This window comes from Tatumella ptyseos ATCC 33301 (genome assembly GCF_000735525.1).
Classification (GTDB): Bacteria; Pseudomonadota; Gammaproteobacteria; order Enterobacterales; family Enterobacteriaceae; genus Tatumella; species Tatumella ptyseos.
The window spans coordinates 51,323-70,404 of sequence record NZ_JMPR01000047.1 but is presented as its reverse complement, the minus strand read 5'-3'; the positions used below and the strand labels follow the sequence as shown (position 1 = coordinate 70,404).

At 52.7% G+C, this 19,082-nt stretch carries 19 protein-coding genes; 18 read left to right on the top strand and 1 reads right to left on the bottom strand.

Annotated features, from left to right (window positions below):
- Nucleotides 1-10 precede the first annotated feature (10 nt).
- From GTPT_RS15180 to queE, 11 genes are all read left to right on the top strand, one after another.
- A complete protein-coding gene (locus GTPT_RS15180; protein ID WP_025902615.1) occupies nt 11-451 on the top strand; it encodes a hypothetical protein in 441 nt (146 codons plus the stop codon).
- Between the two features lie 16 nt (nt 452-467).
- Complete coding sequence (locus GTPT_RS15175; RefSeq protein WP_029989885.1) at nt 468-1,592, top strand: CpaE/TadZ family protein; 1,125 nt, start codon at nt 468-470, stop codon at nt 1,590-1,592.
- Nucleotides 1,593-1,594: 2 nt separating this feature from the next.
- Nucleotides 1,595-2,866 (top strand): TadA family conjugal transfer-associated ATPase, encoded by a 1,272-nt coding sequence (locus tag GTPT_RS15170; RefSeq protein ID WP_025902613.1) that lies wholly within the window; start codon nt 1,595-1,597, stop codon nt 2,864-2,866.
- Between the two features lie 3 nt (nt 2,867-2,869).
- A complete protein-coding gene (locus tag GTPT_RS16790) occupies nt 2,870-3,802 on the top strand; it encodes a type II secretion system F family protein (protein WP_051170718.1) in 933 nt (310 codons plus the stop codon).
- The gene (locus tag GTPT_RS15160) at nt 3,802-4,650 is read left to right on the top strand and encodes a type II secretion system F family protein (RefSeq protein WP_025902611.1); all 849 of its coding nucleotides are present in this window, start codon (nt 3,802-3,804) and stop codon (nt 4,648-4,650) included. Before GTPT_RS16790 ends, GTPT_RS15160 begins: the two co-directional genes overlap by 1 nt.
- Nucleotides 4,643-5,389, top strand: a complete 747-nt coding sequence (locus tag GTPT_RS15155; protein WP_029989890.1) for a tetratricopeptide repeat protein — start codon at nt 4,643-4,645, stop codon at nt 5,387-5,389. Before GTPT_RS15160 ends, GTPT_RS15155 begins: the two co-directional genes overlap by 8 nt.
- Before the next feature lie 36 nt (nt 5,390-5,425).
- Complete coding sequence (locus GTPT_RS15150) at nt 5,426-5,941, top strand: TadE/TadG family type IV pilus assembly protein (RefSeq protein WP_025902609.1); 516 nt, start codon at nt 5,426-5,428, stop codon at nt 5,939-5,941.
- 1 nt (nt 5,942) lies between these two features.
- A complete protein-coding gene (gene tadF, locus GTPT_RS15145) occupies nt 5,943-6,512 on the top strand; it encodes a tight adherence pilus pseudopilin TadF (protein WP_160318971.1) in 570 nt (189 codons plus the stop codon).
- Between the two features lie 12 nt (nt 6,513-6,524).
- Nucleotides 6,525-6,926 (top strand): hypothetical protein, encoded by a 402-nt coding sequence (locus GTPT_RS15140; RefSeq protein ID WP_025902607.1) that lies wholly within the window; start codon nt 6,525-6,527, stop codon nt 6,924-6,926.
- A complete protein-coding gene (locus GTPT_RS15135; protein ID WP_025902606.1) occupies nt 6,917-8,605 on the top strand; it encodes a pilus assembly protein in 1,689 nt (562 codons plus the stop codon). Before GTPT_RS15140 ends, GTPT_RS15135 begins: the two co-directional genes overlap by 10 nt.
- Before the next feature lie 107 nt (nt 8,606-8,712).
- Nucleotides 8,713-9,384, top strand: a complete 672-nt coding sequence (queE, locus tag GTPT_RS15130; RefSeq protein ID WP_025902605.1) for a 7-carboxy-7-deazaguanine synthase QueE — start codon at nt 8,713-8,715, stop codon at nt 9,382-9,384.
- A gap of 56 nt (nt 9,385-9,440) precedes the next feature.
- On the opposite strand, the gene queD is transcribed toward queE, so the two are convergent.
- Nucleotides 9,441-9,809 carry a 6-carboxytetrahydropterin synthase QueD gene (gene queD / locus GTPT_RS15125; protein WP_025902604.1) on the bottom strand — a complete coding sequence of 123 codons (369 nt, stop codon included), beginning with the start codon at nt 9,807-9,809 and terminating at the stop codon, nt 9,441-9,443.
- A gap of 273 nt (nt 9,810-10,082) precedes the next feature.
- Between queD and cysJ the strand changes: the two genes are divergently transcribed.
- From cysJ to cysC, 7 genes are all read left to right on the top strand, one after another.
- Entirely contained in the window at nt 10,083-11,897 is a 1,815-nt protein-coding gene (gene cysJ / locus GTPT_RS15120; RefSeq protein ID WP_025902603.1) for an NADPH-dependent assimilatory sulfite reductase flavoprotein subunit, read from the top strand.
- Nucleotides 11,897-13,609, top strand: coding sequence for an assimilatory sulfite reductase (NADPH) hemoprotein subunit (gene cysI / locus GTPT_RS15115; RefSeq protein WP_029989892.1), 1,713 nt, complete (start codon nt 11,897-11,899; stop codon nt 13,607-13,609). The genes cysJ and cysI overlap by 1 nt, the downstream gene beginning before the upstream one ends.
- A gap of 11 nt (nt 13,610-13,620) precedes the next feature.
- The gene (locus GTPT_RS15110) at nt 13,621-14,352 is read left to right on the top strand and encodes a phosphoadenylyl-sulfate reductase (protein WP_025902601.1); all 732 of its coding nucleotides are present in this window, start codon (nt 13,621-13,623) and stop codon (nt 14,350-14,352) included.
- A gap of 321 nt (nt 14,353-14,673) precedes the next feature.
- The gene (cysG, locus tag GTPT_RS15105) at nt 14,674-16,086 is read left to right on the top strand and encodes a siroheme synthase CysG (protein ID WP_025902600.1); all 1,413 of its coding nucleotides are present in this window, start codon (nt 14,674-14,676) and stop codon (nt 16,084-16,086) included.
- Between the two features lie 11 nt (nt 16,087-16,097).
- Nucleotides 16,098-17,006 carry a sulfate adenylyltransferase subunit CysD gene (gene cysD, locus GTPT_RS15100; protein ID WP_029989893.1) on the top strand — a complete coding sequence of 303 codons (909 nt, stop codon included), beginning with the start codon at nt 16,098-16,100 and terminating at the stop codon, nt 17,004-17,006.
- 10 nt (nt 17,007-17,016) lie between these two features.
- On the top strand, nt 17,017-18,447 hold the full coding sequence (gene cysN, locus GTPT_RS15095) for a sulfate adenylyltransferase subunit CysN (RefSeq protein ID WP_029989894.1): 1,431 nt from the start codon (nt 17,017-17,019) through the stop codon (nt 18,445-18,447).
- Nucleotides 18,447-19,052, top strand: coding sequence for an adenylyl-sulfate kinase (gene cysC / locus GTPT_RS15090; protein ID WP_029989895.1), 606 nt, complete (start codon nt 18,447-18,449; stop codon nt 19,050-19,052). Before cysN ends, cysC begins: the two co-directional genes overlap by 1 nt.
- Nucleotides 19,053-19,082: the final 30 nt, after the last annotated feature.

Sequence of the window (19,082 nt, the reverse complement as noted above, 5' to 3'; positions counted from 1 at the left end):
TGAGGCAGTTATGCGGCAAGGGATCCTGCTGTTAATCGCGTTATGGAGTTGCGGGGTAATGGCGAGCGAGGGATATCGCTTTACGTTACAGGGCCGCAGTGATATTGACCAGGAAATACTGGTCTCAGAAGTCGTCTCATTTCATCGTTACGTGTCGGGTACGATTTCTCTGCAATGGTATCTGAACGATGCCGACGATATTGTCGGCCAGCTGAAACAACGTCTTATCACGGCCGGCGTGCCGGAAAACAGTATACGGTCAGAGAAAATACCTGCCCGTGAAAACAGAACCACTCCGGGGATAGTGACCGTACTTCTCCGCCCGGGGGAGCGTGATACGCTGTGTCAGTTGCAGGAAAGTAATTTTCGTTTCGACAGTGACTCCCGCATGGGCTGTGCGGTTGAAAATAATCGCCGTATCTCTGAAATAAATTCAGCAGGTAGTCACTGAGCGACAGGGAGGTCTGATGTTGTTATTTTCGGATACAGAAAAGCAGGCAGCTCAGTCTGCTGATCGGGTACTGGTGATAGCCGACCATGCGGAGGTGATGGATAGCGTCTGCGAGCAATTGGCTATCCGTAATACCGGAGAGGTACGACAGTTCACCGGGACGGTTTCACAACTTGAGAAATATACAGAATCCGGCAACGTGGATGTGGTGATTTTTGAAGTCAGTGAACAGGATGATGTCGAAGTGATCGCCGGTTTGCTGGAACTGCATATTTCCCGTAGTGCGATTCAGATTGCTATTGGTAAACAGGACTCCCTGACCCGGGCCGACAGCTTTATGCAGCATGGGATCAGTTATTGCCATTATCCGTCTCAGCTTAATGCGATAGGTGCATTACTGGCCTCCGGTAAACAGCCATTTCGCGATCAAAACAGCGCTATTCGTTTCTCCATCCTCGGCTGTAAAGGGGGGATTGGTACCTCGCGGCTGAGCTATCATATTGCAGAGAATATCGCGCGGATCAGGCAATCACCGACCTTACTGGTACAGGGCTGCGGTGGCAGCCGCAATCTGGATTTGATCTCCCGGGTAGCCATCAGTAATGAGGTGACGCTGCTGCAGAATAATTTCTTCGCCATGTACGAAGAACCGAATCATGCCTGGTTTTTTAATAATCCGTTATACGACCGGCATCAGTGTGTGGTTTTTGATTTCAGTGCGTATAACGCCTCTGATGAAAATATCGAAAATATACTGACTCATTCTGACAGCGTCCTGCTGATCTGCGACCGGGATCTGTCCTCTATCCGCATCGCCAAAAAGATTATCGAAGCGAATGCGCACCTGCAGAACAGTAATAACGGTATTAAACGTCTTTACCTCTGTTTTAATCAGCATCATCCGAAGATTAACGGCGAAGTGATTGCCCGGGAAATGGGGGATCTTGTCGGTCAGCAAGCCGACATTATTATCCCTTATATGCTGAAAGCCGGTGATCCCTCTTTGAGTCTGGAGGTTAATGGCAAATTCCGTCCGATACTGGAAAGCATGACCTATCTGTTACTGGGCAAGAAAAAAGAAATCACTCAACCCTCTCTGTTATCCGTGCTGAAACAGCGTCTGACAAGGAAGTCTGATTAATCATGAACCCTAAATATGAAGCGCTGGCCCGCCGTCTGCGAAGCAGTGTGCTGCCCCGGCTGGATCTGGATCAGATAGATAAGCTGATGGACGATCGTACGGCACTGATCCGTGAGATCTCTCAGGCAGTCCATCGGATGAGTGTTGAGCTGAACCAGTATCTGCCGGCGGAAGAGACGCGTGAGCTGGCCTCCGCCGTGGCCGATGAAATTCTCGGGGTCGGACCCCTGCGCGAGTTGATGGAAGACGAATCGGTGAGCGACATTCTGGTTAACGGGCCGGATAAGATTTTTGTGGAGCGGGGCGGGAAGCTGGTCTTTACCGGTAAAAAGTTTGTTGATAACCAGCAGCTGACCGAGATTGCCAAGCGCCTGGTCAGTCGCGTCGGCCGCCGTGTTGATGAATCCCAGCCGCTGGTGGATGCCAGGATGAGTGATGGCAGCAGGCTGAATGTGGTGATCAATCCCATTGCGCTGGACGGGACGTCGATCTCCATACGTAAGTTCAGCCAGGTATCACGCACATTGAGGGACCTGGTGAGCTGGGGCGCAATGAATGAACAGATGGCTAACTTCCTCTCTATCGCGGTGCGTTGCCAGAGCAATATAGTCATCTCCGGGGGGACCGGCTCCGGTAAAACGACCTTACTCAATGCTCTGTCGCAGCATATTAATAGTGATGAACGCATTATTACCCTGGAAGATGCCGCGGAGCTACGGTTGCAGCAGCAGCATGTTGTCCGCCTGGAAACACGCATGGCGGGAGCGGAGAACAGCGGCCAAATCTCTATGCGGGATCTGATGATTAATACCCTGCGTATGCGTCCGGATCGGATCATCGTCGGGGAGTGTCGCGGGGGGGAAACCTTTGAAATGCTGCAGGCGATGAACACCGGCCATGACGGTTCGATGACAACACTGCATGCGAACTCTCCGCGTGATGCGGTGGCCCGTCTGGAAAACATGGTGATGATGGCCAACCTTAGCCTGCCTATTGAAGCCATTCGTCGCAATATTACTTCCGCAGTGAACCTGATAATTCAGGCCAACCGTCTGCATGACGGTTCCAGAAAGATCACTCAAATCAGCGAAATTATGGGGCTGGAAGGCGACACCATCGTGCTGCAGGACATTTTCAGTTTTGAAGTGGATGACAGCGTTCAGGGAAAAGTGATGGGCCATTTTACCACGCCGGGCCTGTCCGGACGCTCCAGTGTTGTGATCCGGGCACGGGAACACGGGCTGGATACTTTACTGAAAACAGTTTTTGGGTAAGCGATGAGTGTTCTGTTTTTAGCCTCACTGATTATCGCCGTACTGGTGTTATGGCTGGTGTTGCAGCGAAATCAGTCAACCCGAAAAGCGTTAACCCGTTCGGTACAGAGACGGCAGGTACTGCAATCCCTGATCAACCAGAAAGACAGCGAAAATACGCAGGCGTCCCTGCTGTCCCGACTGCAGCACATTATGCTGACAAAGCTTGCCGGGATTTACCGGGTATTTTATGCGGGAAGTCCGGTGATGCTGATGAAGCATCTGGCATTTCCGGCCGGGGCCGCGGCAGGGATCACCACACTGAACGGACTCTATATTGGTTTCCCTGGCAGTTGGGTCGCGGGTGTTGCCGGAGTGGGGTGTTTTGTCGTGTTCTACGGCATGCTGAAAAAGCGGCGCAGGAAACAGTTTTCTGCTGACTTTAGCGAAGCACTGACCACCATTAACGGGGCAATCTCCTCGGGGCGCACATTTCTGCAGGCGATGAGCGATTACAGCCAGAGTCGCGATAACGCTCTGGCAGGAGAGTTTCGCACACTTTCACGACGGCTCAATCTTGGGGAACCGGCGGAAACGGTATTTATGGAGTCCTGGCAGCACTATCCGTACCGGGAATATTATTTTTTCATTGTCGCTATTCTGCTGAATATCAACAGTGGCGGCCGTCTGAGAGAGGTTCTGGCAAAACTTCAGCGCTCAATTGGCAGCGGCATTGCTATGGAAAAGAAAATGCTGTCCATGACCTCAGAAATGCGGATGTCCGCGCGGATCACCGGGGCCATCCCCTTTATTTTTCTGATCCTGCTGAAATTTATCAGTCCGGAAAATTTTGAGTTTGTGCTGCACGATGAACGGGGAAAAGTACTGCTCTATTACCTGATTGGCAGTGAACTGTTCGGACTGATGGTCATTAAATTTCTGATGAGGAAGCTCTGATGATAAGCCCGTTATTACTTATTGCTGTTACTGGTATTGCTCTGGTAGCCGCTGTTTACGGTGAACGGAAGTATCGCTCGAATAAACTGCAGAAAGCCATGACGGTGGTGGATGCCGGGACGCACCGACTGAAAATACAGCAGCTTAAAGAGCATCATCATACGGAAGCCGTCCTTGAGCAGAATAACCCGCTACTCAATCTCTATCGCCGGCTGGATGGCAGTATCCTGAGCAAAGTTCTGCTGGCTGTGCTGGCCTTTGGCATCATCGTCGTGGTTTTCCGGGCCAGTGGCAGTGAACTGAGTCGTGAATCCTGGCTGATGGCTGGCGTTTTTAGTCTGGTTGCCACCATTATTCTGCCCGGTATGGCCCGCGCCATGTTTGTAAAACGGCGGCTGAAAACACTTAGCGCAGAATTACCGTGGATGATCGAGTTACTGGCCGTGAGTGTACAGTGCGGAATGACCATCGAACAGGCCTTCAGTTTTCTGGCGGATAAAATGGACGGGATTAACCCTGACTTTGTCCCGTTTCTGACAAGGCTGGTAAGGCGTACTGAGGTCAGCGGTCTGAGCGTGGCTCTGGACCATTTTTACCGCGAATTACCTTCCGCCGAAACGCGGATGTTTTGTGCCATGTTACAGCAAAGTATTCGTTACGGTTCGTCCATGTACGAGCAATTAATCGAACTGGCGCGCGAGATCAGGGAAGTTCAGCTGCTGGGGACCGAAGAAAAAATCGGTCAGCTCGGGGCCAAAATGAGTGTGCCGCTGATCCTGTTTTTTATGTTTCCTGTCGTGGTGATTGTCGCTGCGCCGGGTGTAATGAGGGTGATGTCCAATGGGTAAGTTAAGGATAACAACAGTATTTTTCGCCATTGCGGTGAGTTTTGTCAGTGGATGCAGTGAACCATCAGCCACCATCGGGGGGCAGCGTTTCTCACTGCCTGAAGGCTCGAGTGACGAACAATTGCTGCTGAAAGCCCGAAATTACTCGGGGCTTATCAGTCTGAAGCAACAAGCGCTGAAAACCAATGACTCGCCGGAGGTCCGCTATCAACTGGCAGAATATTATTATTTATCCGGGGATTATAAATCCTCGCTGTACCATCTGAATAAACTGATGGGCAAAAATACAGCGACAAAAGTCTCTCTGCTGCAGAGTAAAAATCTCAGTTCCTTAAAAAAATATAAAGAAGCGCTGAATTTCGTTGGCATGGCGCTGAATAAAGATAATCACAGCGGGGAGGCGCTGAACCTGCGGGGAGTTATTCAGGCTGAAAACGGTGACCTTAAAAGTGCTCTGGTGAGCTTTGATGCTGCGCGAAACGCCTATTTTCAGGAAGAATCAGTCGTTAACAATATCGCGATGGTCTATATCGTCCAGAAACGTTACCACGAGGCCGTACAGATGCTGCTGCCGGTGTATCTGCGGGGCTACCATAACCCGCAACTGGAACATAATCTGGCCTTTGCTCTGGCGAAAACAGGGGATTTACGTTACGCCAAAGAGATTATCAAACGCGGCAACTATGCGAAGAACCCAGACATGCTGGTGGCGGATCTGTTCCGGGTCCAGAGTTTTTGATTCACTTTATTGTCAGACGCAGTCAAAGGATGGACGATGAAAAAAAGCATCAGGGCATTGTGGCGGCGGGTCAGACCGGAGCAGGGAGTGATCACCATTGAGTTCTCCTTTATCTTTATTATTTTTATCTTTTTTATCTTCCTCTTTTTTGAGGTCAACCGTTTTGTCTATGTTTCCGCGAGTATTGATCTCACCTTATCAGAGGCTGCCAGGATAACGTCCCGCACAGAAAGCAGTGACAGTAATTACACAGAGGTTTTTGCCAGCAATATCCGCCAGCAAAGCAGTTTCTGGGATATGTTTATTGATGCCAGTAATTTCACCCTGACGGTGCGTTATTGCAATTCTGTCAGCGCGGCGGTGAACGGTAACTGTAACAGTACGGACGGACGAAATTTTCCGCTGGCCCTTTATTCGGTCCGTTATCGTTATCGTCCGCTATTATTTACTTTCGCCGGAAATAGCGCTGTTAATAATCTGTTTAATTCACTGGATAATTACCTCTCCCGGCAATTGTTGTATGTCCAGGAATATGAATCAGGGAATGAATGATATGGATTACAGACAGCGCATAGGGGCATTTCTCCGTAACCCGCAGGGGTCAGTGGTCGTGGAGGCGGCATTTATTTTTGTCTTTCTGTCGGTACTCACCGTGGCCGCCATGGATTACGGATTCTGGCTGATGGCCCGCAGTAAAGCAGAACGGATTAATTACTCGCTGGCGGCTGTTATCCGTGAGCGCAGCACGTTATACAACGGGCAGGAAACGCCCGGCAGCAATGAGGTCACGGAACTGGCGTCATTGGCAAAATTCCTGGCACAGGACAGTACGGTGTCCTCTCTGTGTGTACGGTTAGAAAGCGTCAGCTTCAAAGAGACCACGACCCGTCAGGTCGATAAATACCAGAAAACCAGCGCAGGTAAATCTAAATGTGAGGTCAATGCACCGGCACTGACGGAAAATCTGCAGCTCTCTCCGCTAAGCATTCGCGGACGCTGGGTACCACTCTATCAGGTCTCTCTCAGTGTTCCGGCACCACGGGGCAGCCTGTCTGCATTGTTACGTAGTAGCGGAGCCTTACCCGAGACCATCACGGTCAGTAATATCGTGCTGGCACGATAAGCAGGGAGCGACATGAAATTTATTACGCGATTGCCGGTGATACCCGGTACGCTGTTACTGCTGGCGTGTGTCTTCCCGTCCGGCAGTGACGCCGCTCAGAGCAGCGGCGGACAGAAAAAACAGGCCATTATTTTCCTCAACACGCAGCAGGGGAAAGAGAACCAGTTGGCCCGGGAAATTAACCGGCAACTCTATTTCAGCCGTACGCTGTCACGTCAACTGGATGTCACGCTGATCGATATCTCTCCCGGCGGGCCGGCGTTGTCCGGTGCCGCCAGATACCTGAGAGATACTTCCGGTATCTGGGTCGCAAAATACCGGCCTCTTTCATTACCCGCCTTGTTTTGCCTTCAGGGGAAATCCCGTCATTTCTATCATCTGACTACTGCGGAAGACATACGGAAATGTTTATAGAAAAACTGAGAGCGTTGACCTCCCGTCTGGCCAGTGAACGGGGGGTACTGATAGTCCCTTTTGCCATCCTGTTACCGATACTGATTGTGTTAATGGCTTTGGGCATTAACAGTGCGGCGGGGCTGGCCAGTAAAGCCAGAATGGCCGATGCGGCGTCTGAAGCATCGCTGGCGGTATCGGCATCCTCCCTCGCGAATGACACTCAGACGGCCGCGGGGAAAGAAGAAATCGCGGCCGGAAAAGCGATGGTCGCCGCATGGATGAAATATTACTTCCCGGCGATGCAAGGCACACCGCAGGTAGATTTCACCGTTGTTCAGGATCAAAATCAGTCTTCCTCCGATATTCGCTATACCTATTACAATGTGGCGATTTCCCTGGACCTGCCTTACCTGTTCCGCCACCGGACGCTGACCGGCAATAGCCATAATTACACGCTCAATGCCAGTGAGGGGCATGTCAAAAAATACATTTCAAAACCGGCAGACTATGTCTTTATCGTTGATTTCTCGACTTCCCAGATTGGCTCGCGGATGAAGATGCTGAAAAGTGTCTTTGCTGAAATCACTGATTATGTGGTCGGCGCCAGCCCGGAATCCCGTATTGCTATCGTGCCGTTCAGCACCGGTGTGGTGGTGAAATTACCCGGTAAAAACCAGCGGGGGGGCGCTATGCTCGGGTGCAGTGTGCTTTTTGTACCCAAAGACGACTGGAATATTGATTATGCCTTCTGGGCCGATAAACGCACGGCAACGACTTCTGCCTATCAGGCCCTGAACAGGCAAACCTATCTGATGGATGAGGCTCGTTACAATTATTACCACAGGTATGTGGCGGCCTCTCCCCCGGCAATCAGTGAGGCCAATATGAAGGCTTCCTGGTGCCGGACGAACAGTACTTACGGTCAGAAAGCGGGAAGGTATCAGTACAGTTGCTCTGATCCGCGTGACCCGGATGATGATATTTTTTCAGCCAAATCTCAGGCGATTATTCAGCGCGAATTTCTCCGGGCTGCGAAGATACAGTCCAGGCAAGTGACAACGTTTACCATAGAGCATGATGACGCCATCGATTATCCGGCGACGCTGAATAAAATGTTCTCCGATGAAGCCATCATTACCCTGCCCATGCCACTGACCCCGCTGGACGGGACCTATGCCTGGGGATATAACGAGATGTGCCGCCAGGCAGGGTGGTGGAATAAAAGCACGAATAATCTGGTAAATCGTTCACCGAAAGCCTGGCTTATTCCTCTGACCGGAGATGCGGATCAGTTGCATGAGTTTCAGTCCATGGAGCCTTATGGCTGGACACATTTGTCATCAGCCCTCGTACGCTCGGTGCCGGTGATGATGGAAGGGCAAAACCGGCGTAAGGTCTTTATTATGATCTCGGACGGTAATGACAATACCCATCCGCATAAAGTGACCGACAAGTATCTGAAAACCTATGATCTGTGCCGTAAAATTGAAGAAGGTCTGCTTGCCCGTCCGCAGACGAATACCAGTAAAGTTGAATTTTACTATGTCTCTACCACGAATGCGGCCAGTCGGGTGAAATACTGGTCGGATTATTGTACCGGCAGTGGCCGGGCAAAAACCGCGACCCAGAGTGATGCCCTGATCAAACTGATTAAAGGGATCATCAGTGATGAAACCGGTCATCTGGCGGTGAATTAATCCGGTAAGAAACGATCACAGAATGCTTTCGCCGCCGGATCAGGCATGATCTGCGGCGGAAGATCTGTAATAATGGTCGATTATCTTTTGTAATGATTGAGCAAGTGATGCTGTACCCGATTAACGAAATGTTTCAAACCCTTCAGGGCGAAGGCTTTTATACCGGTGTACCGGCCATTTTTATCCGTTTACAGGGGTGTCCTGTCGGGTGCAGCTGGTGTGACACCAAACATACCTGGGAAAAATTCGCCGATAACGAGGTCCCTGTCGGGGATATTCTGATTAAAACGGTTGAAAGCGAGCAGTGGGGCAATGCTGAACCGTTAACGCTGCTGAAAATTATCAGTGAGCAGCAATGGACGGCACGCCACGTGGTGATCACCGGCGGCGAGCCGGCAATTTATGATCTGCGTCCGCTTACCACGGCACTGGAAGCTTTTGGCTACAGTTGTCAGATTGAAACCAGCGGCACGCACCCGATTCAGTGTTCAGATAACACCTGGGTCACGGTCTCACCGAAAGTGAATATGCGTGGCGGCTATGATGTACTGACTCCGGCGCTGATCCGTGCGGATGAAATCAAACATCCGGTGGCCCGTGAGCGGGACATTGAAGCTCTGGAGCAGTTACTGGCGCAGGTACAGGACGATAAGTCACGTATTATTGCTCTGCAGCCTATTAGCTGTAAGAAAGAAGCCACGGAGCTTTGTATCTCTGCGTGTATTGCCCGCAACTGGCGGCTATCAATGCAGACCCATAAGTATCTGAATATTGCCTGAACCGGTGCCGGCGGTCTGAGGATGGCCGGCAATCGGTAAGTCTGTTTTTTTCTGCGTTATGCCTGTCCGCGATAGACACAGCCAGCGGTACAGGTTTCTTTGATCATGACTGCGCTCAGTAACGGCAATTCAGGTTTCATTTTCTGCCAGATCCAGGCCGCCAGAACTTCGCTGGTCGGGTTTTCCAGTCCGTCAATCTCATTCAGGTAATGATGGTCCAGCTGTTCATAGAGAGGCTTAAAGCGTGCCTTCAGTTCAGCAAAGTCCATCACCCAGCCGGTGTGCGGGTCCACTTCACCTGTAATTTCCAGACGAACAAGGAAAGAATGCCCATGCAGGCGTCCGCATTTATGCCCGTCCGGGACATGGGGTAAATAGTGAGCCGCTTCGAACTGAAATTCTTTAAAGAGTGTAGTAACTGACATAATTCTTCCCGAGTGTAAAAGCCGCAGATTCTACCGCAAAACCTGGCATTTCTCACACTTTTCCCTGATATTCCCTTTGTAACCGATACCAGTCTCCGACAGATGGCAGAAGTTTATCGCTTACCACTTTTACTGGTTAATATTAGTGATAAAACCCGTTAGGCAATTTGGTTATGTGATATGCATAAGCTGTCTTTTACCGGCATACTCTCTCCGTTAACCTTACATTTACTGATTCTATTTTTCGCCGCTGATACTGGACTACGAAACGCAATGACCAATAAGGCCCCACAGCTTCCGCTTTCGGCAGAACAACTCGCCCAATTACAGGCTGCGACGCAGGATTTTTCTGTGACCCAGATGGCCTGGCTCTCCGGCTATTTCTGGGGACGGTTAAGCGGCGATACGCCGGTTGCCGCGACCACCGCTTCGTCCGCAGGCACAAGCCCGCAGGCCGCCCCGGCACCGACCGTCACTATTCTTTCCGCATCACAGACCGGCAACGCCAGACGGCTGGCTGAGCAGCTACGGGACGATTTACTGGCCACCGGAGTGGTGGTTTCTCTGGTGAATGCCGGCGATTACAAATTTAAGCAAATCGCTCAGGAAAAATGGTTGCTGGTGGTGACATCGACCCAGGGGGAAGGTGAACCGCCGGAAGAGGCTGTGGCCTTACATAAATACCTGATGTCGAAAAAAGCGCCGGAAATGAAGTCGACGGCATTTGCGGTCTTTGGCCTGGGCGACAGTTCCTATGAGTTTTTCTGTCAGGCCGGTAAAGACTTCGACCAGCGTCTGGCGGATCTCGGTGCAGAGCGACTGCTGACCCGCGGTGATGCAGATGTGGATTATCAGGCGACAGCCGATCAGTGGCGCCAGGAGATTGTGGCGTTACTGCAGCAGCGGTTACCGGCGGTCTCCGATGCGGCGGTATCACAGGCTGCCTCCGGTGCCAGTGACGAAATTGACAGTACTCCGTATACCAAAGAACAACCCCTGGTCGCGTCGCTGGCCGTAAATCAGAAAATTACCGGCAATGACTCGCAGAAAGATATCCGTCATCTGGAGATAGATCTGGGCAATTCCGGTCTGCGCTATCAGCCAGGGGATGCGCTGGGCGTCTGGTTTGACAATGACCCGCAACTGGTGGAAGAGCTGCTGGGATTATTGTGGCTGGACGGAAAGCAGGAGGTCAGTGTTGCCGGCCAGTCATTGCCTCTGGCAACCGCGTTACAACAGCATTTTGAACTGACGGTCAATACCCCGCAGATTGTGGAAAAGTATGCACACCTGTCCGGGCACAGTGAACTGTTGTCGATGGCCGGAGATAAGGCTGCGCTGCAGGCTTATGCGCAACGGTGGCCGATTGTCGATATGGTTCGCCATGCACCGGTCGAATTGCGGGCAGAGCAGTTAACAGACCTGTTACGGCCGCTGACGCCGCGTCTTTATTCGATTGCCTCCTCTCAGGCCGAAGCCGAAGATGAAGTGCATATTACGGTCGGTGTGGTCCGTTATGATATTGAAGGCCGCGAACGCAGCGGCGGAGCCTCCGGCTTCCTGGCTGACCGGCTGGAAGAAGACGGCGAGGTGCGGGTGTTTATCGAACATAACGATAATTTTCGTTTGCCTGAAAACCCGCAGACCCCGGTGATCATGATTGGCCCCGGCACCGGGATCGCCCCTTTCCGTGCGTTTATTCAGCAGAGAGACAATGACGGTGCTGAGGGTAAAAACTGGCTGTTCTTCGGTAACCCGCACTTCACCGAGGACTTTCTCTATCAGGTCGAATGGCAGAAATATGTGAAAGACGGCCTGCTGACCCGTATCGATCTGGCCTGGTCCCGTGACCAGCAGGAAAAAATTTATGTGCAGGACAAACTCCGTGAGCAAGGGGCAGAAGTCTGGCGCTGGATTGAGGAAGGTGCACATCTTTATGTCTGTGGCGATGCCAGCCGTATGGCAAAAGATGTTGAACAGGCCCTGATTGAGATCATTGCCGAACAGGGGCAGATGGATAGCGAAGCTGCCGACGAATATTTGAGTGAGCTGCGCGTGGCGCGCCGTTACCAGCGAGATGTGTACTAATGAGTGATAAAAATCCCGGCCCGTTAGTGGTCGAAGGCAAACTGACGGATGCCGAGCGCCTGAAAAAAGAGAGCCACTTTCTGCGCGGCACGATCACCGATGATTTGTCCGACGGCCTGACCGGCGGATTCCGCGGCGATAACTTTTTGCTGATCCGCTTTCACGGCATGTATCAGCAGGATGATCGTGATATCCGTGCCAGCCGCGCAGCGCAGAAACTGGAGCCGCGTCATGCCATGATGCTGCGTTGCCGTCTGCCTGGCGGGATTATTACGCCGCAGCAGTGGCTGGCGATTGACCGCTTTGCCACCGATAAAACCCTTTATGGCAGCATCCGTCTGACTAACCGTCAGACCTTCCAGTTCCACGGGATCCTGAAGAAAAACGTGAAACCGGCCCATCAGATGCTGCATGAAGCGGGGCTCGATGCCCTGGCGACGGCAAACGACGTGAACCGCAATGTGCTCTGTACGTCGAACCCGGTGGAATCTGAATTACATCAGGAAGCCTACGAATGGGCGAAACGCCTTTCTGAGCACCTGCTACCCCGGACCCGTGCGTACGCGGAAATCTGGTGGGACCAGGAAAAAGTGGCGACCACCGATGAAGAGCCGATCCTCGGCGAGACGTATCTGCCGCGTAAATTCAAGACCACGGTGGTCATTCCGCCGAACAATGATGTTGATTTGCATGCGAATGACATGAACTTTGTGGCAGTGGCTGAAAACGGCAAACTGGCGGGGTTCAACCTGTTGCTGGGGGGCGGATTATCCATTGACCACGGTAATAAAGCGACCTATGCCCGTACCGCGACCGAAATCGGCTTCCTGCCGCTGGATAAAACGCTTGATGTCGCCACCGCAGTGGTGACTACCCAGCGTGACTGGGGGAACCGGACCGATCGTAAAAATGCCAAGACCAAATACACCCTGGAACGGGTCGGGGTGGACGTCTTTAAAGCCGAAGTCGAAAAACGGGCCGGGATCACTTTTGAACCCGTCCGTCCGTATGAATTTACCACCCGCGGCGACCGTTTTGGCTGGATCAAAGGCATCGATAATCAATGGCACCTGACTCTGTTTATTGAAAACGGTCGTTTGCTGGACTATCCGGGCCGTTCCCTGAAAACCGGGATTGCTGAAATTGCCAAAATCCATCAGGGCGACTTCCGTCTGACGGCTAACCAGAACCTGATCGTCGCCGGGGTGGCGGGATCGCAAAAGCAGATCATCGAAGACCTGGCCCGTGAACATGGCCTGATGGAATCCGTCAGTGTTCAGCGTGAAAATTCCATGGCTTGTGTGGCATTCCCGACCTGCCCGCTGGCGATGGCCGAAGCAGAACGCTTCCTGCCGGCGTTTGTGGATGAGGTAGAAACCATTTTGTCCCGTCACGGGGTGGGCGATGAACATATTGTCCTGCGGGTGACCGGGTGTCCGAACGGCTGTGGCCGTGCACTGCTGGCAGAGATTGGATTAGTGGGGAAAGCCCCCGGCCGCTATAATCTTCATCTCGGAGGCAACCGCATCGGTACGCGTATCCCGCGGATGTACCGTGAAAATATCAGTCAGCAGGAAATCCTGTCGGTATTGGATGAACTGATTGGCCGCTGGGCCTGTGAACGTCAGACGGACGAAGGTTTCGGCGATTATGTGATCCGGGCGGGCATTATCCGGCCGGTACTCGATCCTGCCCGTGATTTCTGGGAATAACGGAGGTAGCTATGTCTCTCAGGTTATCCGAACTGAATGCACTGGATAAAACAGAGCAACAGCAGGCGCTGAGTGAAGTGAATCAGCAACTGGAAGCACTGACCGCAGAACAGCGGGTGGCATGGGCACTGGAGAATCTGCCCGGTAACGTGGTACTCAGTTCCAGCTTCGGGATCCAGGCCGCAGTCTGTCTGCACCTGGTGACCCGCCAGCGACCGGATATCCCGGTGATCCTGACCGATACGGGGTATCTGTTTCCGGAAACCTATCAGTTTATTGACCGGCTGACGGATCAGTTACAACTGAACCTGCAGGTATTCCGTGCCAGCGAATCACCGGCATGGCAGGAAGCCCGCTACGGGAAACTCTGGGAGCAGGGGGTTGAGGGTATCGAAAAATATAATACCCTCAATAAAGTCGAGCCGATGAACCGTGCCCTGGAAACCCTGCAGGCATCGTCATGGTTTGCCGGACTTCGCCGGGAACAATCGCAGAGCCGTGCCGGACTGCCGGTACTTTCTGTTCAGCGCGGCATATTTAAGATCCTGCCGATCATTGACTGGGATAACCGCCAGGTGTACCAGTACCTGAAACAACACGGGCTGTCGTACCATCCGTTATGGGACCAGGGCTATCTGTCAGTGGGAGATACCCATACTACGCGGAAATGGGAACCCGGTATGGCCGAAGAAGAAACACGATTTTTTGGTCTGAAACGTGAGTGCGGCCTGCACGAAGGTTAATCTGTCGCTGCACGATGCTCCCGGTATCGTGCAGCGTTTTCGTACTGTCTCCCTTTCTGAATGCGTTCCTGAACGTCGCCATTAATTTACTGATTTATAGATGAAATATTTTCAGGTGCCCGGAAAATAGTTATTTTCCCTTTTCTCCTGCCCTGCCTGTGCTGAATACCGTGCTATCACGGGGGATAAGATGACTTATTCAGAATACGCATAAGCTTTGCATATTCCATTAAGTTACAGCTCATTCCAAATCGACATTTCAAACCGGCCCTGTCAGTCGTATAGTCATTATTATTCTAAGTTAATAACAACCAGGTGACCGTGGATTACCTTCCCCTATTTGCAGAGCTCCGGAACCGGCCCGTTTTAGTGGTGGGCGGCGGAGATATTGCTGCACGAAAAATTAGTTTACTGCATCGCGCCGGCGCGAAGGTCTATGTGGTCGCGCGGAAGCTTTGTGAAGAGCTGGCAACTCTGCACCAGCAGCAGCAATTGATCTGGCTGGCGACAGAATTTGAAGAGTCGCAGCTGGATGCGGTGTTTCTGGTGATTGCGGCAACAAATGATAATGCGCTGAATCAGCGGGTGTATAACGCGGCGGAACAACGGCAGAAGCTGGTCAACGTGGTAGATGATCAGGCGCGTTGCAGTTTTATCTTTCCCTCGATTGTGGACCGCTCACCGCTGGTGGTGGCGATCTCTTCCGGGGGGAAAGCACCGGTACTGGCCAGATTCTGGCGCGAAAAGCTGGAGTCTCTGCTGCCGGCCAGTCTCGGAGAGGTGGCCAGGATTGCCGGCGAATGGCGTGACCGGGTGAAGCAACATTTGCCGGATGTCACCCAGCGTCGCTATTACTGGGAACGCCTGTTCGGCGGCCGTTTTACGGCACTGGTCGCGGCTGGCCGTCAGCAGGAAGCCGAAAAAATAGCAGAGCAGGAACTGCATCAGCACAGCACCCCGAAAGGGGAAATTTATCTGGTGGGGGCCGGTCCGGGAGACCCGGGGCTGCTGACCCTGCGCGGATTACAGGTTCTGCAACTGGCCGATGTCGTGCTGTATGACTATCTGGTCAGTGACGAGATTCTGGACTTAACCCGACGGGATGCTGAGCGTATTTGTGTCGGTAAGCGGGCAGGGGCGCACCTGGTTATCCAGGAAGAGACCAACCGTTTACTGGTCCGCCTGGCGCAGGAAGGTAAGCGGGTGGTTCGTCTGAAAGGCGGTGACCCGTTTATTTTTGGTCGTGGTGGCGAAGAATTGCAGGTCGCAGCGGAGGCCGGTATCCCTTTCCAGGTGATCCCGGGGATCACGGCCGCCTCCGGAGCCACGGCGTATGCGGGGATCCCGCTGACACACCGTGACCACTCGCAGAGTGTGCTTTTTATTACCGGACATTGCCAGCCAGGCAGCGAGCTTGACTGGCCTTCTCTGGCCCGTGCGCGCCAGACGCTGGCTATCTATATGGGCGCGATGAATGCAGAAACCATCAGCCGCGAGCTTATTGCCCACGGGCGGGAACCACACACGCCGGTGGCGATTATCAGCCGCGGCACCCGTGCGGATCAGCAGGTGAGTAAAGGTACCCTGGCCGGACTGGGCGAACTTGCACAGCAGGCACCGTCTCCGGCGTTACTGGTTATTGGTGAGGTGGTTCTTTTACAGGATCAGCTTGCCTGGTTTCAAACTTCATCATCGCAGGTCGACGACGACCCGCGGCTGAACCCTTCTGTTTGAGGAAAAGTTGTATGGATCAGAAACGATTGACTCATCTGCGTCAGCTTGAGGCAGAGAGTATTCATATCATCCGTGAGGTGGCTGCCGAGTTCAGCAACCCGGTGATGATGTACTCCATTGGTAAAGATTCCTCAGTGATGTTGCATCTGGCCCGTAAAGCCTTCTATCCGGGGAAATTACCTTTCCCGTTGCTGCATGTGGATACCGGCTGGAAATTCCGTGAAATGTACGAGTTCCGTGACCGCACAGTTAAAGCGATCGGTGCCGAGTTACTGGTTCACCGTAACCCGGAAGGGGTAGCGATGGGGATTAACCCGTTCGTTCACGGCAGTGCTAAGCACACGGACATCATGAAGACCGAAGGTCTGAAACAGGCGCTGAATAAGTACGGTTTTGATGCCGCGTTCGGTGGCGCACGCCGTGACGAAGAGAAATCCCGTGCCAAAGAGCGTCTCTATTCTTTCCGTGACCGTTTTCACCGCTGGGACCCGAAAAACCAGCGTCCGGAGCTGTGGCATAACTACAACGGGCAGATTAACAAAGGCGAAAGTATCCGTGTGTTCCCGCTGTCTAACTGGACGGAACTGGATATCTGGCAATACATCTTCCTTGAAAATATCGAAATCGTACCGCTTTACCTGGCCGCTGAACGTCCGGTACTGGAGCGTGACGGTATGCTGATGATGATTGATGATGACCGTATCGATCTCAAACCCGGAGAGGAAATTAAAAACCGCATGGTGCGTTTCCGTACTCTCGGATGCTGGCCACTGACCGGTGCCGTCGAATCGCAGGCGGAAACACTGCCGGAGATCATTGAGGAAATGCTGGTTTCCACGACCAGTGAACGCCAGGGCCGTGTGATTGACCGTGATCAGTCCGGGTCTATGGAACTCAAAAAACGCCAGGGATATTTCTGAGGAAACTGCCATGAATGAAGTATTAGCACAGGAAATTGCGGCTCAGGGCGGAGTGGAAGCCTGGCTGACCGCACAACAACATAAAAGTCTGCTCCGGTTTCTGACCTGCGGCAGCGTCGATGACGGCAAGAGTACGCTGATCGGCCGGTTACTGCATGATACCCGTCAGATTTATGAAGATCAGCTCTCATCACTGCAAAATGACAGCAAGCGTCACGGAACCCAGGGTGAAAAACTGGATCTGGCATTGCTGGTGGACGGGCTGCAGGCAGAACGTGAGCAGGGCATTACCATTGATGTGGCTTACCGCTATTTTTCTACCGAAAAACGTAAGTTTATTATTGCGGATACCCCGGGCCATGAGCAATACACCCGGAATATGGCGACCGGAGCCTCGACCTGTGACCTCTCAATTTTGCTGATCGATGCCCGTAAAGGGGTACTGGATCAGACCCGTCGTCACAGCTATATCTCAACCCTGCTGGGGATCAAACACCTGGTGGTGGCGGTGAATAAGATGGACCTGGTGGATTTCAGTGAGCAGGTCTTTAATGATATCCGTCAGGATTACCTGGATTTTGCAAGCCAGCTGCCGGATGACCTGGATATCCGTTTTGTGCCCCTTTCCGCACTGACCGGAGATAATGTTGCCAGCAGCAGTGAGCATATGCCGTGGTACACCGGGCCTTCTCTGTTACAGATTCTGGAAACGGTAGAAATTGTTCCGCCGACCGTTGAGCAACCCATGCGTTTCCCGGTGCAGTATGTGAACCGCCCGAATCTGGATTTCCGCGGGTATGCCGGCACACTGGCCTCAGGCACCGTCCGTACCGGGCAGGCCGTCAAGGTTCTGCCTTCCGGGGTTCGTTCCACCATCGCGCGGATTGTCACCTTTGATGGCGACCTGCAGGAAGCCTCCGTCGGGGAAGCCATTACGCTGGTACTGAGTGACGAAGTGGATATCAGCCGGGGGGATTTGCTGGTCGATGCAGAGGAAACCCTGAAGCCGGTACAATCTGCCGAAGCGGATGTGGTCTGGATGGCGGAAGCCCCGCTGACGGCCGGAAAAACCTATGGTATCAAAGTTGCCGGTAAGCAGGCCCGGGCAACCGTTGACCATATTGTTCATCAGGTCAATATTAACACCCTGGAGACGGCGGCGGTTGACGAATTACCCCTGAACGGTATCGGTAAAGTTGTCCTGACCTTTGATGAGCCACTGGTGATTGACCCTTATACTGACAACCCGGTCACTGGCGGACTGATTTTTATCGATCGTCTCAGCAATGTGACGGTCGGTGCCGGGATGATCTCTGCCTTGCGTGATGAGGCTGAAGATACCACGGGCCATCAGTACAGCGAATTTGAACGTGAGCTGAATGCACTGGTTCGTAAGCATTTCCCTCACTGGGGTGCCCGTGATCTCTCCGGAGGCCGTTAATGGCTGAGCATGATGAAAATGTGGTCTGGCATCCGCACAGTATTACCCGGGAAGATCGCCAGCAGCGACAGGGGCATCGTGGTGCTGTTGTCTGGTTTACCGGACTTTCAGGGTCGGGAAAGTCGACCCTGGCGGATGCGGTCGAACAGCGATTATTTCAGCAGGGGGTCAATACCTTCCTGCTGGATGGCGATAATGTCCGCCACGGATTATGTCGCGATCTGGGGTTCAGCGATGCCGACCGCAAAGAAAATATTCGCCGGGTTGGTGAGGTAGCAAAACTGATGGCAGATGCCGGTTTACTGGTGCTGACGGCCTTTATTTCCCCGCATCGTAGTGAGCGACAGATGGTCAGGGAATTGCTGCCGGCGGAACAGTTTATTGAGGTCTTTGTGGATACCCCGCTGCAGGTCTGTGAAGCGCGTGATCCGAAAGGGCTGTACCGTAAAGCCCGTGCCGGAGAACTGACCAATTTCACCGGTATTGATGCGGTTTATGAGGCTCCTGAGCAGCCAGAACTGCATCTTGATGGCGAACAATTCGTTACAAAACTGAGTGACGAAATCATCGATCTGTTACGCAGGAAAGATATTATCGATCTTTGAGATTACAGGGCGAATTTCTGCCCCTGTAAC